The organism is Ilumatobacter coccineus YM16-304, from assembly GCF_000348785.1.
Classification (GTDB): Bacteria; Actinomycetota; Acidimicrobiia; order Acidimicrobiales; family Ilumatobacteraceae; genus Ilumatobacter_A; species Ilumatobacter_A coccineus.
The window spans coordinates 2,898,474-2,913,200 of sequence record NC_020520.1 but is presented as its reverse complement, the minus strand read 5'-3'; the positions used below and the strand labels follow the sequence as shown (position 1 = coordinate 2,913,200).

At 67.6% G+C, this 14,727-nt stretch carries 17 protein-coding genes; 12 read left to right on the top strand and 5 right to left on the bottom strand.

The annotated features are described in order from the left end of the window. Positions 1-10: 10 nt before the first annotated feature. From tkt to YM304_RS13130, 5 genes are all read right to left on the bottom strand, one after another. Positions 11-1,960, bottom strand: a complete 1,950-nt coding sequence (tkt, locus tag YM304_RS13150; RefSeq protein ID WP_015442189.1) for a transketolase — start codon at positions 1,958-1,960, stop codon at positions 11-13. Between the two features lie 22 nt (positions 1,961-1,982). Beyond that, complete coding sequence (locus tag YM304_RS13145) at positions 1,983-2,378, bottom strand: hypothetical protein (protein ID WP_015442188.1); 396 nt, start codon at positions 2,376-2,378, stop codon at positions 1,983-1,985. 51 nt (positions 2,379-2,429) lie between these two features. Next, positions 2,430-3,059, bottom strand: coding sequence for a hypothetical protein (locus YM304_RS13140; RefSeq protein ID WP_015442187.1), 630 nt, complete (start codon positions 3,057-3,059; stop codon positions 2,430-2,432). 22 nt (positions 3,060-3,081) lie between these two features. Beyond that, positions 3,082-3,822, bottom strand: coding sequence for a redoxin family protein (locus YM304_RS22625; RefSeq protein ID WP_051071427.1), 741 nt, complete (start codon positions 3,820-3,822; stop codon positions 3,082-3,084). Positions 3,823-3,941: 119 nt separating this feature from the next. Then, the gene (locus YM304_RS13130) at positions 3,942-4,253 is read right to left on the bottom strand and encodes a S24/S26 family peptidase (RefSeq protein WP_070105364.1); all 312 of its coding nucleotides are present in this window, start codon (positions 4,251-4,253) and stop codon (positions 3,942-3,944) included. Positions 4,254-4,383: 130 nt separating this feature from the next. Between YM304_RS13130 and sodN the strand changes: the two genes are divergently transcribed. The 12 genes from sodN (at position 4,384) to YM304_RS13075 (ending at position 14,712) form a co-directional block, all read left to right on the top strand. Continuing rightward, on the top strand, positions 4,384-4,806 hold the full coding sequence (sodN, locus tag YM304_RS13125; RefSeq protein ID WP_015442184.1) for a superoxide dismutase, Ni: 423 nt from the start codon (positions 4,384-4,386) through the stop codon (positions 4,804-4,806). Between the two features lie 159 nt (positions 4,807-4,965). Continuing rightward, complete coding sequence (locus YM304_RS22620; RefSeq protein WP_015442183.1) at positions 4,966-5,589, top strand: TetR/AcrR family transcriptional regulator; 624 nt, start codon at positions 4,966-4,968, stop codon at positions 5,587-5,589. 71 nt (positions 5,590-5,660) lie between these two features. Continuing rightward, positions 5,661-7,814 carry an acetate--CoA ligase family protein gene (locus tag YM304_RS13115; protein ID WP_015442182.1) on the top strand — a complete coding sequence of 718 codons (2,154 nt, stop codon included), beginning with the start codon at positions 5,661-5,663 and terminating at the stop codon, positions 7,812-7,814. 92 nt (positions 7,815-7,906) lie between these two features. Continuing rightward, positions 7,907-9,358, top strand: a complete 1,452-nt coding sequence (gene dacB / locus YM304_RS13110) for a D-alanyl-D-alanine carboxypeptidase/D-alanyl-D-alanine endopeptidase (RefSeq protein ID WP_041298294.1) — start codon at positions 7,907-7,909, stop codon at positions 9,356-9,358. Continuing rightward, a complete protein-coding gene (dacB, locus tag YM304_RS13105; RefSeq protein WP_015442180.1) occupies positions 9,358-10,989 on the top strand; it encodes a D-alanyl-D-alanine carboxypeptidase/D-alanyl-D-alanine endopeptidase in 1,632 nt (543 codons plus the stop codon). The genes dacB (YM304_RS13110) and dacB (YM304_RS13105) overlap by 1 nt, the downstream gene beginning before the upstream one ends. Before the next feature lie 48 nt (positions 10,990-11,037). Beyond that, complete coding sequence (locus YM304_RS13100) at positions 11,038-11,679, top strand: LON peptidase substrate-binding domain-containing protein (protein ID WP_015442179.1); 642 nt, start codon at positions 11,038-11,040, stop codon at positions 11,677-11,679. Between the two features lie 50 nt (positions 11,680-11,729). Beyond that, entirely contained in the window at positions 11,730-12,080 is a 351-nt protein-coding gene (locus tag YM304_RS22615; RefSeq protein WP_015442178.1) for a hypothetical protein, read from the top strand. 32 nt (positions 12,081-12,112) lie between these two features. Next, positions 12,113-12,340 carry a hypothetical protein gene (locus tag YM304_RS22610; RefSeq protein ID WP_015442177.1) on the top strand — a complete coding sequence of 76 codons (228 nt, stop codon included), beginning with the start codon at positions 12,113-12,115 and terminating at the stop codon, positions 12,338-12,340. 21 nt (positions 12,341-12,361) lie between these two features. Further along, a complete protein-coding gene (locus YM304_RS13090; protein ID WP_015442176.1) occupies positions 12,362-12,688 on the top strand; it encodes a hypothetical protein in 327 nt (108 codons plus the stop codon). Further along, positions 12,689-12,883: a MoaD/ThiS family protein gene (locus tag YM304_RS13085; RefSeq protein ID WP_015442175.1), complete on the top strand. Its 195-nt coding sequence runs from the start codon at positions 12,689-12,691 to the stop codon at positions 12,881-12,883. 84 nt (positions 12,884-12,967) lie between these two features. Further along, positions 12,968-13,933, top strand: coding sequence for an ATP-binding protein (locus YM304_RS13080; RefSeq protein ID WP_015442174.1), 966 nt, complete (start codon positions 12,968-12,970; stop codon positions 13,931-13,933). Beyond that, positions 13,930-14,712, top strand: coding sequence for a tRNA (adenine-N1)-methyltransferase (locus YM304_RS13075; RefSeq protein ID WP_015442173.1), 783 nt, complete (start codon positions 13,930-13,932; stop codon positions 14,710-14,712). The genes YM304_RS13080 and YM304_RS13075 overlap by 4 nt, the downstream gene beginning before the upstream one ends. The last annotated feature ends 15 nt before the right edge of the window (positions 14,713-14,727 follow it).

Below are 14,727 nucleotides of genomic sequence, written 5' to 3'. Positions count from 1 at the left end.
GTTTCGAGATTCAGTTGACGAGTGCGGTGGCCCGCTCGACGACGTGTGCGACGTTGATGCCGAGCTTGTCGAGGACGACGGATCCGGGTGCGCTGGCACCGAACCGGTCGATGCCGATCGAGTCGTCGGCGTAGGCAGCCCAGCCGAAGGTGACGCCGGCCTCGACCGACAGCACCGGCACACCGGCCGGCAGGATCTGGGCGCGCACGTCGGGGGCCTGCTCGGCGAAGCGATCCCAGCTCGGCATGCTCACGACGCGTGCAGCGATACCGGCTTCGGCCAACTCGGCAGCGGCGTCGACGCACACGGCGACCTCGGATCCGGTGGCGAGCAGGATCACCCGAGCGTCGTCGTCGGGTTCGTGGACGATGCCGGCGCCGGCGGCGACGGCGGAACCGTCGGTGGTGACCGGGATGTTCTGGCGGCTCAGCACCAACGCGGACGGGCCGTCGTGGCGCACCACGTCGGCCCAGGCCTGGATGGTCTCGTTGCCGTCGGCGGGGCGCACGACGTGGAGGCCGGGCATGCAGCGCAGCGAGGCGAGTTGCTCGACCGGTTGGTGCGTGGGACCGTCTTCACCGACGCCGACCGAGTCGTGCGTGAACACGAAGCAGACCTTGGCGCCCGACAGCGATGCCAGCCGGATGGCGGGTCGCATGTAGTCGGCGAACACGAAGAACGTGGCGGTGACCGGCAGGACGCCGCCGTGCAGAGCCATGCCGACCGCGGCGGCGCCCATGGCGTGCTCGCGGATGCCGTAGTGGATGTAGCGGCCGTCGGGTGCGTCGGCGGTGAACGGGTGTGACTCGCCGAGCGCGACGCCGTTGCTGCCCTTGAGGTCGGCCGAACCGCTCACGAGACCGGGAAGGTTCGCATAGGTGGCGTCGAGCGCCTTCTGGATGGCCTTGCGCGTGGCGACCGAGTCACCTTGCTCGTAGACGGGCAGGTCGCTGTCCCAGCCGTCGAGGCCGGTGCTGGCGAACGCTGCGGTCCAATCGGCGGAGGCGGTGGTCGCCTCCGCACGAGCCGCCCAGGCGGCGTGCGCATCGGCGCCCTTCTGGCCGACCGTGGAGCGGTAGGCGCTCACCAGTTCGTCGGGCGCCCAGAACGGTTCGTCGGGAATGCCCATGACGGCTTTGGTGCGGCTGACGTCGTCGGCCGAGAACGGGTTGCCGTGCGCCGAGTGGTCGTCTTCGTAGTCGGGCGATGGGCGCCCGATGTGGGTGCGCAGGATCAACAGCGACGGCTTGTCGGTCGTCTTGGCGGCTTCGAGGGCCTGTTCGAGCGTGTCGAGTTCGTCGCCGACGTCACCCAGTTCGACGACGTCCCAGCCGTACGCCCGGAAGCGGGCGGCCATGTCGACGTCGGTCGTGATGTCGGTCGCGCCGTCGATGGTGATCTTGTTGTCGTCGAACACGCAGATCAGGTGCCCGAGGCCGAGGTGGCCGGCCATGTCGGCCGCCTCGTGGCTGATGCCCTCCATGAGGCAACCGTCACCGACGATGGCGTACGTGTAGTGGTCGCACACGTCGCTGCCGAAGCGAGCACGCTGGTTGGCCTCGGCGATGGCCATGCCGACCGCGTTGGCGAACCCCTGGCCGAGCGGCCCGGTCGTGACCTCGACGCCGGCGGTGTGACCGACCTCGGGGTGGCCGGGGGTCTTCGAATCCCACTGCCGGAAGTTCTTCAGGTCGTCGATCTCGAGTCCGTACCCCGACAAGAACAGGGCGGCGTACTGCATGATCGACACGTGACCGACCGAGAGCACGAACCGGTCGCGGTCGGGCCACTGCGGATCGGCCGGATCGTGGTTCATCACCCGGCTGTAGAGCACGTGTGCCAGGGGAGCGAGCGCCATGCCCGTGCCCTGGTGGCCGCTGTTGGCGGCGAGCGGGCCATCCATCGAGATTCCACGAATCAGCGAGACGGCTTGAGCATCCTGTTCTGGGGTCAAAGACACAATCGCAAGCTACCGGATGGGATCAGGCGGGAGGAAGAAGTGTGAACGGAACCAGGTGCCACGGGTTCTTGTCGACCCGGCAGTGCGCGAAGACCTGGCCGTAGTCGGGGAACTCGAGCTCGCCCTTGACCAGGCGGTAGGTGAACTTGCCAGGTTCGACCTGGAACGGGCTCACGTTGCGAGCGAGCTGTTCGGAGTCTTCTTCGACGCCTCGGCGGAAGACGACTTCGAACACACCATTGCCCGAGTCGCCCGGTGGGCAGAAGATCAACCCGATCAGGTGCGGCTCGATGGTGACCGGAGCAGGTGACGGAGCGGCTTGGCTGAACATCACGCCGGTCATGTCGATGCGGGTCGACGGCCCCGGGGCCTCGCGCATCGCGAAGTTCTCGACGAACAGTGCGGAAACGATCTGCATACCGCAGAACCTATCGACGCTCCCCGTTCCGCCTCGCCCGCGAGTGGGGCCTCACTGGCTCCACTGGAACAGTCGGGCGACGATCTCGCCGTGCTGGCCGAACACGACCGACGCAGCGAGCACGATGCCGACCGCTGTGGCAGCCACGCCGATCCTGGTGGCGACGGCGGGGGAGGGCTGCCAGGCCATGTACGCCAGGCCGATCACCAGCAGCGGCAGCGAGATCCCCAGCATGAAGCCGATCGTCGGGAGCAGCTGCCCCCACGGGTCGTTCGGGGCGAGGGTGAGGATCTCACCGAGTGCTTCACCGACGCAGGGACGCCACCACTGCGTGACGATCGCTCCGACCACGGCCGACGATCCGGCGACCGCCCACGTCGACTCGGCACCCGCCGCGAACCGCTCGATTCGCTCGCCGCGATGCGCGGGGACGAGGTGCGACAGCCCGATCATGGCGACGACGCCGATGACGAGCAGCGCCGACAGTCGGAGTCGGCCGTCGGTGAGGACGATCCACCTTGTCACGAACACCACGCCGCCTGCAGCGATGCCGCCGATCGCTCCGGCGACAGCGGGCCAGCGGCCTCTGGCCGCGAGGATGGTCATCGCCACCGGAGCGACGACGACCAGGTGGCACACCTGGGTGAGCGACCGAACCGCTTCGGCGAATGCGTCGATCACGAGACGCCGCTCCGCGACGGGCTCACGCGTCCTCGTCGATGAGGGCGCCGACAGCAGCGTCGATCACGTCGTACTTGCCTTCGCCGATCTTGTCGTAGCGGACGTTGCCGTCGCGATCGATCAGAAACAGGCGAGGCCAGAACCGTCGATCGGTCTGCCACGAGCGGAACGACCGCTTCTCGGTGTCGAGCGCGATCGGCCACGACACGCCGAGATCGAGCGCCGCTTGCGCCACGGCATCGGGATCGGCTTCGAAGTCGAACTCGGGAGCATGGACGCCGACGATCTCGAAGTCGTCGCCGCCGTACTTCTCGTACAGCGCCTGCATGTGCGGGATCGTTGCCTTGCAGTTGCTGCATCCGAACGTCCAGAACTGGACGGCGACGACCTTGCCACGCAGTTCGTCGAGCGACGTGATGTCGGTCTGCAGCCAACCGTCGATCTCCAGAAGCGGCGGGTGCGGCCCGCGGTCCGGTAGCTCGGGAACCAACGGGTCGATTGTTGCTGGGTCGGGGTCGGCCGGCGTCGGATCCGCGTCGGCTGGTGCGGGGGAGGTCGTGGCCGCTTCGGCGTCGGTGACCTCGGACTCGGCGCTGTCGTCTGCGGCCGGCACGGGAGTCGCCACGTCGCCGGATGTGAGGTCGGTCGCCGGGGCTGCGACGCGAACCGGTGCGTCGTCGTCATCGGTGGTGGCCACCAGCGCGAGCACGACCGCACCCACCAGTCCGAGCGACACGACAGCGACGATGCGGCGACGATCCATGCTGCAGAGCATCGCAGGCCGGTTCGTGCGGGCTCCGGAACGGCTGCGAACCGTTCACGAAACTGCACGGTGCGACCAGATCCGTTCGGGGTTCACCGCAACGGCGCGCCGTCACGGCGTCACATGAGGCGGCGGGGGATGCGGATGCTCACGCGGTAGGAGCCGGCCACGGGCACCGCACCGAAACGACGCGAATCGACCGTGTCGATCGTGCGGTTGTCGGAACTGACCGTCATGTACGCGCCCGACTCGTGCGGGTCGACCGAGGCCACGCGCTTCACCAACCAGAACCCGGGCCGCAGCGGATGCTCGAGGCATCGCAGCTGGCCGGGGCGAGCGCGGCGCGACCGTACGGCCACGAGACCCTGTCCGTCGACGAGCGTCGGCTCCATCGACTGGTCGGCGACCACGAAGCGGCGCAGCGGTTTCATCGACACGAGTATGGGGGATCGACCTGCGGTGGGCGACACGGGTGGTCGACAGGTGTAGATTCCGAGAGGTACACCCCCTGGCAACGTCCGACGTGCCGACAACACCCAACCCTCGAAAGTGAGAACTCACATGTTCGCCAAGCTCTTCGCCAACGCCACCGTGGCTCACGCCCACTGCGACCTCTACTGCGGCGTCTACGACCCCGCCCAGGCCAAGATCGAAGCACTCTCGGCCGTCAAGACGGCCAAGAAGTACGCCGAGTCCGACGACGAGGTCTTCCGGGCCCGTTGCATCTCGATCAAGGAAGAAGTCCTCGAGAAGACCAAGCATCACCTGATGGTGCTCTGGGCCGACTTCTTCGCACCTCCGCACTTCGAAGAGTTCCCGCAGCTCCACGAACTGTTCTGGAAGGCCACCCACCAGGCCGGCGAGGCCAAGAAGTCGATGGACCCGGCCGTCGGTGAGCAGCTGCTCGCCTACATCGACGAGATCGCCGAGATCTTCTGGAAGACCGAGAAGGCGCAGGCGATGGGCGTCTACCCACCCGCCTGACCCCGGTCAGACACTGAATTCAGAACCCGCCGTTCCACACCCGGAGCGGCGGGTTCGTCGTTTTCGGGCGACCTGGCAACAGGCGGTGGCGTGCGAAGCGATCGCGGCGCGGTATTCGCTGGTCGGGGGTCTGCTCACAGGTTGTAGCGTCTGTCGGGCATGTCGAGTGACGGAAATGGCAATGCGAGCTCGACTCGTGAACAGATTCTCGACGCGGCGCGCGAGTGCTTCGCCGTCGCGGGTTATTCCGGCACATCGCTGAACGACATCGCCGCCGAAGTCGGCATCCGACGGCCGAGTCTCCTGCATCACTTCGCCTCCAAGGACGCGCTGTACCAGGAAGTGTTCGAGCAGCTCCTGTCCGACTGGTTCTTCCGCCTCGCCGACTCGATCGCGTCGCCGGCGAAGGGACTGGCCAAGGTCGAACAGGTCCTCGACGCCGGCTTCGGGTTCTTCGCCGACAACCCCGCCTACGTCACGCTCATGCGGCGAGAGGCGATCGACGGGGGCAGCCACCTCGGCATCGACCTCGCAGGCGTCCTGCGCCCCATGTTCGACGAAGCGGTGCTGTACTTCGAACGCGAGATGGCAGCCGGTGTGTTCCGGACCCAGGACGCGGCACAGCTCCTCCTCACCGGGTACGGCGCCCTGCTCAGCTACTTCTCCGATGCGCCGTTCCTCGAAGGGCTGCTCGATGAGAGCCCGCTGGCCGAGGCGGCGCTCGCTCGACGTCGCGATCACATCATCGAGTTCTTCCACTCGGCGCTCGACCCGACCCCCTGATCCGAAAATCTCTCCCGCGCGCCGCTCCGATGACTCGGTTGAGCGGTGGCGCGAAAGTACGGTGTTGCCCGATGACGACCTCACACACGCTCTCCGAGCGCGACTCCAAAGCCCTGCTCGCCGACCACGGAGTGCCGATCGCACCCGAACGATTCGTCGCCACCGCCGACGAGGCGGGCGATGCCGCGGATGCCATCGGCTACCCGGTCGTCGCCAAGCTCAACGGCGACGCGATCGCCCACAAGACCGAACGGGGTCTCGTGCGGCTCCGTCTCGGTGACCGTGCCGCCGTCGTCGCGGCAGCCACCGACCTGCTGGCTGCGGCCACACCGGCCGACGGTGACGTCGACGTCCTCGTCGCCCCGATGGTGAGCGGCAACCGCGAGCTCATCGCCGGCGTCGTGCGTGACGACCAGTTCGGCGCGATGGTGATGCTCGGTCTCGGCGGCATCCTCGCCGAAGCGATCGCCGACGTCGTGTTCCGCCCCGCACCGCTCGACCAAGCGACTGCCGGCGACATGATTGACGACCTGCAGACGCAGAAGCTGCTCGGCGCCTTCCGCGGCGAGGCCGCCGTCGATCGTGACCAACTCGTCTCGTTGCTCGTCGGTCTGGGCCAACTCGCCGCCGACCGGCCCGACGTGGCCAGCGTCGACATCAACCCGCTCATCGTCGACCCCGACGGCCGACTCGTCGCCGTCGACGGTCTCGTCGAGATCGGCGAACCCGACACCAGTCGAGCCACGCTGCGCCAGCGTCCGACCGACGAGCAGTTCGCCGCGCTCTTCGAGCCCAAGGGCGTGCTCGTCACCGGCGCCTCCACGCACCCCGGCAAGTTCGGGTTCGTCTCGCTCCACAACCTGCTGTCCAACGGGTACCAGGGCGGCGTGTACGGCACGAACCTCAAGGGCGAGAACGTCCTCGGCGTCGACACGGTCGCCGACATCGAGTCGCTTCCCGACGATGCGATCGACCTCGTGTTCGTGTGCACGCCGGCATCGGCGAACCCCGATCTGCTCCGCGCCTGCGCGAAGAAGGGCATCCGCGCCGCGTTCCTCACGTCGGCCGGATACGGCGAGGCGGGCGACGAGGGCATCAAGGCGCAGGCCGATCTCGTCGCGCTCGCCGACGAACTCGGGATCCTGCTCGCCGGCCCGAACGGCCAGGGAGTCGTGAGCACGCCGGTCGACATGTGTGTCCAGATCGTCGCTCCGTACCCGCCCGCCGGCAAGATCGGCGTGGCCAGCCAGAGTGGCAACTTCGTGTCGAGCTTCCTCAACCACGCGAAGGCGAGCGGCGTCGGCATCAGCCGCGCCGTGTCGGCCGGCAACGCCGCCGCCGTCGGCGTGGCCGACTATCTCGACTTCTACGCCGACGACCCGGCCACTGCGGTCGGCCTGGCGTACCTCGAAGGCATCACCGATGGCCGCGGCCTCATGGACCGTTTGGGCGAAGCGGCGAAGCGCAAGCCGCTCGTGCTCGTCAAGGGAGGCTCGACCGAAGGCGGCGCGCAGGCAGCGGCCAGCCACACCGGTGCGCTCGCCGCCGACGACAAGGTGTTCGACGGTGCCTGCCGCGCCGCCGGCATCACCCGCGCCGCCAGCATCGAGGAGGCCTTTGAGGCCGCCGCGACCTTCGCGACGCAGCCGCTCCCGGCCGGACCCAACACGGTCGTCGTCACGACGGTCGGCGGCTGGGGTGTGGTGACCGCCGATGCGATCACCCGCGACCCCGACCTCGAACTGCTCACCCTGCCTGACGACCTGCTCGCGGCGATCGACGAGAAGCTGCCGCCGCGGTGGAGTCGCAACAACCCGATCGACTGTGCCGGTGGCGAAACCCGTGACACGATCCCCGAGGTACTGAGCCTGGTGGCCCACCACCCGGACGTGCACTCGATCATCTATCTCGGGCTCGGCATCCAGTCGAACCAGGCACAGATGATGCGCCACGGGCGCTTCTACCCCGATCACGGCATCGAGCGCATCGTCGAGTACCACGAGCGCCAAGACACTCGCTTCGCCGAAGCCGCGCACGCCCTCAGCGTCGAGACCGGCAAGCCGATCCTCACGTCGACCGAACTCGCCGTGGCCGACCCCAGCAACGCCGGTCCGGTTGCCGTGCGCGCGAGCGGGCGCCTGTGCTACCCGAGTGGTGAACGCGCCGCCGTCGCGCTCGGTCATCTCACGCGACACGTCAAGTATCGGCAGGCCCGCGGCCTGTGAACCGGATTCCCCCGGACCTGGCCCGGCCACAGACCGGCGGTCGAACGCGCCCGCCCGCGCGGCGACGCCCGACGGGCCCCGGCCCGCTGATCGTGCTCGGTCTGTTCGCGCTCGTCCCGGCGCTGGCGCTGTACTCGCTGTTCTCGTGGTCGGACGGCAAGGTCGACACGGCCGACCCGGTGCCACCCACGCCGAGCACCGTGGTCGCACCCGCACCGCCACCCGACCCGCTGGTCAACGAAGTCCTCACGTTCCGGCGCATGCCGACCGTGCTGTCGCGCGAGTTGAACATCGAACGGTTCCGTGCCGACGCCGTGCCGTTCCTGGCGTCGATCAACGAGCGCAGTTGTGTCTCGATCTCGGTCGACGGCGTGCCCGTGGGGAGTCAGAACGGGGCATTGCCGGTGATTCCGGCGAGCAATCAGAAGATCGTGGTGGCGGCGGTGGCGCTCGAGGTGCTCGGAGCGGACTTCACCTACCGCACACGAGTGGCCGCGGCCGACAGTCCGGTCGACGGCGTCGTCGACGGTGACCTCGTGCTGTTCGGCGGCGGCGACCCGTTGCTCACCTCGAACTGGTACCCGACCTCCAACCTCGAACGTCGGCCCGTGTTCAACCAGACCTCGCTCGACGAACTGGCCGACCGGGTCCAGCAGGCCGGTGTCACCACGATCACCGGCTCGGTGCTCGGTGACGGCAGCCGGTACGACGACGAGTTCTTCGCTCCCGGGTGGGGAAACGGTGTCGCCGGCCTCGAGGCCGGACCGTACGACGCGCTGATGGCCAACGACGCCCGCGTGCTCGGAGAAGACCAGCGAGCCAACGACCCGAACTCGGGCGCAGCCCGCGAGTTCACGCGTCTGCTCTCCGAACGTGGCATCACCGTCGCCGGCGAGCCCGCCAGCGGCAGCATCGGCGTGCTGCCCGACGGGTTTCACGAGATCGCCTCGATCGACTCGCAACCGCTGACCGCCGTGGTCCAGGAGATGCTGGCCAACAGCGACAACAACACCGCCGAGTTGATGGTCAAGGAGATCGGATTCGCCGCCACCGGCGGCGCTTCCGGCACCCGCCAGGCAGGGCTCGACGCCATGGCGGCGACGCTGCTCGAGTGGGGCGTCGACACCTCCGCGCTGCGCCTCAGCGACGGTTCGGGGCTCAGCCTCGAGAACCTGCTCACCTGCGACGCGCTCATCGCGGTGCTCCAGCGCTACGACGTGACGTCGGCGGTCGGTGCCGGGCTCCCCGTCGCCGGCGAGACCGGCACGCTGTCCGACATCTTCGTCGACCATCCGCTCGCCGGGCGACTGCTCGGCAAGACCGGAACGCTCAACAACCCGCCGTTCAACGAAGACCCGCCCGCCGTGAAGGCGCTCGCCGGCTACGTGCCCGTCGACGGCGGGGGAGCCGTGGAGTACGCGCTCGTCCTCAACGGTCCGACGATCTCCGACCAGAGCGAGTACCGCCCGGTCTGGAACGAACTCGCCGACCTGCTGGCCACGTATCCGGCGGGGCCGACCCCGGCTGATCTGGGGCCGATCTGATGGACTCGTCGTCGGAGCTCGATCGACCAGACGACGACATCGACCTCGTCGCGGCGCCGATCCGGTACCCGCGCTCGCCGTTGATCGCGCTGCTGGCGATCGCGCTCGTCCCGACGCTGGGGCTCTACGCGCTGCAACGCTGGGCCGACGACGAGGCCGACCAGTACGAGGCCACACGGGCCGCGGTCGCCGAACTCAGCGGCGAGGCACCCGACCCCGGATTCTTCGAGCCCGATCTCGACGGTGGTGTCGACGCCGACGGCAACGGCATCCGTGACGATCGCGAATCGTCGGCGGACGACGGCGACGTGCCGGCGGACAGCGAAGCGCAGATCGACGCGTTGGCGACCGCACTCTTCGACTATCGGCGTGCTCCGAGCGCCGTGGCCGACATCGCGAGCGCCCGCCAACTGGGCGCGTCGGTCGATCCGGTGTTCTCGTTCCTCAGCGATCGGTCGTGCGGCGCGGTGTCGGTCGGCGGTTCGGTCGTGTCGAGCAAGAACCTCGATCTTCCGGTGATCCCGGCGAGCAATCAGAAGCTGATCGTCGCCGCCATGGCGCTCGAGGTGCTCGGCCCGGATCATCGTTTCACCACGTCGGTCGCCGTGCCGACGCCGGTCGACGGCGTGGTCGACGGCGACATCTTCCTCATCGGGGGTGGCGATCCGCTCCTCACCAGCGACGACTATCCGATCGACGACGACCGGCTCCCGGCGTTCAACACGACCTCGCTCGACGTCCTCGCCGATGCGGTGGTCGAAGCCGGCGTGTCGCGGATCAGAGGCACCATCATCGGAGACGGCACCCGCTACGACGACGAGTTCTTCGTGCCCGAGTGGGCCGACGGCATCGCCGGTGTCGATGCCGGCCCCTACGACGCCCTGCTCGCCAACGACGGACGAGTGCGCGGCCGATCGTCGGTCGACAGCGATCCCAATCTCGGTGCCGCCCGCGAGTTCGCTCGCCTGCTCGGCAATCGGGGCGTGCGCGTCGACAACGGATGGGGGAGCGGTGTCACCTCGACCCTGGTGCCGGTGGTCGGATCGGTGCAGTCGGCGCCCCTCACCGACGTGATCGCGGAGATGCTCGTCACCAGCGACAACAACACCGCCGAGATGCTCGTGAAGGAGATCGGCGTGGTCGGGGCCGGGAACGGGTCACGCGTCGCCGGCCTGCAGGTGATGCTCGACACGCTGGCCTCGCTCGACCTCCCGGTCGAGGGCGTCGTGCTCAACGACGGCTCCGGGCTGAGCGTGTCGAACCGGGTCACCTGTGCCCTGATGATCGAGCTGCTCCAACGCTTCGACGGCACCGCGCTCGACGACGGACTCCCGGTCGCCGGCCAGTCGGGCACGCTCAGCGACGAGTTCCTCGAATCGCCCATGCTCGGACGCCTGCGCGCCAAGACCGGCACGCTCGGGAACGAACCGTTCGAGAGCGACCCGCCGGCCGTCAAGGCGCTCGCCGGATACATCTCGACGCCTCGCAGCGCGTCGATCGAGTTCGTGATGATCGTCAACGACAACGACATCAGCCTCCCCGACAAGTACCAGCCGCTCTGGGATGCCTTCGGCGAACGAGTGAGCACTTACCCGAGCGGCCCCGACGCAGCGTCGCTCGGCCCGCGCTGATCGCTCGCCCGAATCGACGCGAGACCGACCGTGGCCTACGGTCGGTGCATGGCCGTGATGCCGATGTTTCCGCTGGGCATGGTGCTGCTGCCCGGCGGCGTGTTGCCGCTCCACGTGTTCGAACCGCGCTACCGCCAGATGATCATCGACATCCTGCAGCGTGACGACACCCCCGAGTTCGGCCAGGTGCTCATCACCCACGGCAGCGAAGCGGGCGGTGGCGACGAACGGTCGATGATCGGCACCGTGGCGCAGATGGTCCAGTGCGAAGCCCTCGACGAGTCGCGCTATGCGATGGTCACCGTCGGCACGCGTCGCATCCGCGTCAACACGTGGCTCCCCGACGACCCGTATCCGATGGCCGACGTCGACGACTGGCCCGACGCCGATCCCGACGGCGTCGATGGCGTCGACGGCGTCGATCTGGCCGACGCGGTCGCGGCGACGCACGCACGGGTCCGGTCGGCGCTGGCGAAGGCTGCCGAACTGGGCGACCTCGACGCGGCGCCGACCGATGCCGAGATCTCCGACGATCCACTGGTCGCCACCTACCACCTCGCGTCGCTCGCCCCGATCGGTCCACTCGACCGGCACCGCCTGCTGGCGGCGCCAGGACCCAGCGAACGGCTCGCCACGCTCGACGCGGTACTCGACGATGTCGAGGCGATGCTCGACTTCCGGTTGTCGTGACGACCAGCGCTCTGCTGGGTTTTCTCTCCGACTCTGATAGAACAACTGGCGTGCCAGACAGCAATGACACGCCAAAGAGCTTCAGCTCGAAGCAGGACGATGCATCGCTCGGCGAGGTCATCGAGTACGTCAAGAGCTACGCGAAGCAGGAGACCATCGACCCGCTCAAGGGTGCCGGGCGGTGGTTGGGCTTCGGCGTGGCCGCGGCGTTTGCGCTCGGCCTCGGCCTGATGCTCGTGCTCCTCGGCGCACTCCGTGTGGCACAGACCGAACTCGACTCACTGCGCGGTGGATCCTGGACCTGGGTGCCGTACGCCATCACGCTCGTGGTCACCCTGATCCTGCTCGCCTTCACGATCATGCGGATCAAGAAGTCCACCCTGAACAACGAGCCCAAGTAGCGCAGCGGCCGAACGAGACGACGGAGAACCCGATGGCAAAGAACACCACCCCCGAGACCCCGAAGAAGATCACCCCCGACGACCTGAAGAACAAGCTGCAGTCGTTCCAGGGCGACGTGCAGGGCAAGGTCGACGACAAGAAGGTGTCGATCGCCGGTGTCGCCGCCGGTGGCGCCACGTTCCTGATGCTGATCTTCTTCCTGCTCGGCAAGCGCTCCGGCAAGAAGAAGAGCGCCGTCGTCGAGATCCGTCGAGTCTGACCGACTCGTAGGTCACGCTTCATGGCACTGCTTCCATATGCACTGCGCCCGTCGGTCATCATCCGACGCAAGGCGATCTGGGGAGGACTCCTCGGCGCGAGCAAGTTCTGGAAGGTCGTGGCCGTCTGGGTGTTCGGCAAGGGAACGCTGAAGAAGTTCTTCGGCAAGTCGCCCGAATCGCTCGGCAAGTTCAAGGTCGGCTCGAACAGCTTCGTCAACGTCATCAACGCGAAGCCCATGTCGAAGAAGGAACGCAAGCGTCAGGGCATCACCAAGAAGGTGCTCGTCGACCAGGCCGTGGCCGACGTCGCGGCCGCCCGGCCCAAGAAGGGCATCCGCGTCAAGTAGATGCAGGTCAAGCTCCGCAATCCCAAGCGCGAGATCGAGATGCGCGGCGGCAAGACGGTCAATCGCTTGCTCGACGACCTCGAGTTGGTGCGCGAATCGCACCTGGTCATCTGCAACGGCACCCTCGTGCCCGGCGATGCCAAGCTCGGCGACGACGACGTGATCGAGATCCGTCCCGTCATCTCCGGCGGCTGACGGCGCGCCGCTCCGCGCGCCACGTCGCATTCGAGCGCGACATTCACGATTCTGGCGGAGCGGCCTGGTTGACTGGGGCCCTTCATGGCAACGAGTGGTTCGAAGTGCAGAGCGTGCAAGGCACCGGCGGTCATCGACCTGCCGCGTCACAATGCGAACTTCTGCGCCGAGCACCTGCTGCAGCTGTGCCGTCGCCAGGTCGAGAAGGCCATCGACGACTACGAGATGTTCTCGAAAGACGATCGTCTCCTGGTCGCGGTGAGCGGCGGCAAGGACTCGCTCGCCGTGTGGGACATGCTCGTCGAAGCGGGCTACCAGGCCGACGGGTTCTACGTCGGGCTCGGCATCGGCGACTACTCCGACGAGAGCGGCGACTACGTGCGTCGCTTCGCCGACGAACGAGGCCTCACACTCGTCACGGTCGACCTGCGCGACGACTACGGCTACGACATCCCGACGGCCGCCAAGGTCACCAAGCGCGTGCCGTGCTCGGCGTGCGGCATGTCGAAGCGGCACCTGTTCGACAAGGCCGCGCGCGACGGCGGCTACGACGCAGTGGTCACCGGCCACAACCTCGACGACGAAGCAGCGGTGCTGCTCGGCAACGTGCTGCGCTGGGACATCGAGTACCTCGCACGCCAACTCCCGGTGCTGCCTGCACGCAACGGCTTCCCCAAGAAATGCAAGCCGCTCGTTCGCCTGACCGAACGTGAAACGGCCGCCTGGTGCCTGATCCGGGGCATCGACTATCTCGTCGAAGAATGTCCGATCGCGGCCGGCAACCGGCATCTGTACTACAAAGACACACTGAACTCGCTCGAGCAGAAGTCGCCGAGTTCGAAGTCGGCGTTCTACCTGAACTTCATCGACAACATGGCGCCGCTGCTGGCCGATCAATCGGCCGCTGCGGCCGGAGAACTCAACGACTGTGAGCGTTGCGGTTCGCCGACCACCAACGAACTCTGCGCATTCTGTCGACTCGTCGAGAAGTCGAGCGCACACGAACCCGTGCCAGTCGAACTGGTACTCGGAAAACGAGGACGATCATGAGCAACCCCTTCAAGCCCGACGACAAGGCGGTGCTCCTCGATTCGAAGAAGCGTCGCTACCTGCTCGACCTCGCCACCGACGGCGAGTTCCACAGCCACGCCGGCTTCGTGCGACACAACGACATCATCGGACAGCCCGAAGGCTGTGTCGTTCGGTCGACGAAGAACGGCGAGTACACGGTGTTGCGTCCGACGCTCGAAGACTTCGTGGTCGCGATGCCGCGCGGTGCGCAGGTCATCTACCCGAAGGATCTCGCACCGATCTGCATGTTCGCCGACATCGGACCGGGTGACCGCGTGTTCGAGAGCGGCATCGGATCGGGCGCGCTGTCGATGACCATGCTGCGCTACGGAGCACACATCACCGGGTACGAGATCCGTGAAGACTTCGCCAACCGGGCGAAGGCGAACGTGCGTGGCTTCCTCGGCGAAGAAGCGATGGGTCGATACGACGTCCACATCGCGAGCAGTTACGACGGGATCGACCCCGAACACGGACCGTTCGATCGGGTCGTCCTCGACCTTCCCGAGCCGTGGCAGGTCGTGCCGCACGCCGAGCACGTGCTGCGGCCGGGCGGCATCCTCGTGGCCTACACGCCGTCGATCACCCAGGCCGCGCAGACCCGTGAGGCCACGAAGGGCAAGTGGATCGATGCGCGCACCGTCGAAGTGCTGCACCGTGGTTGGCACATCGACGGCCAAGCGGTTCGTCCCGATCACCGCATGGTGGCTCACACCGGGTTCTTGACGGTCGCTCGGTTCCTCGGCAAGAACCGCTGAGCCGACGGGCCTGCA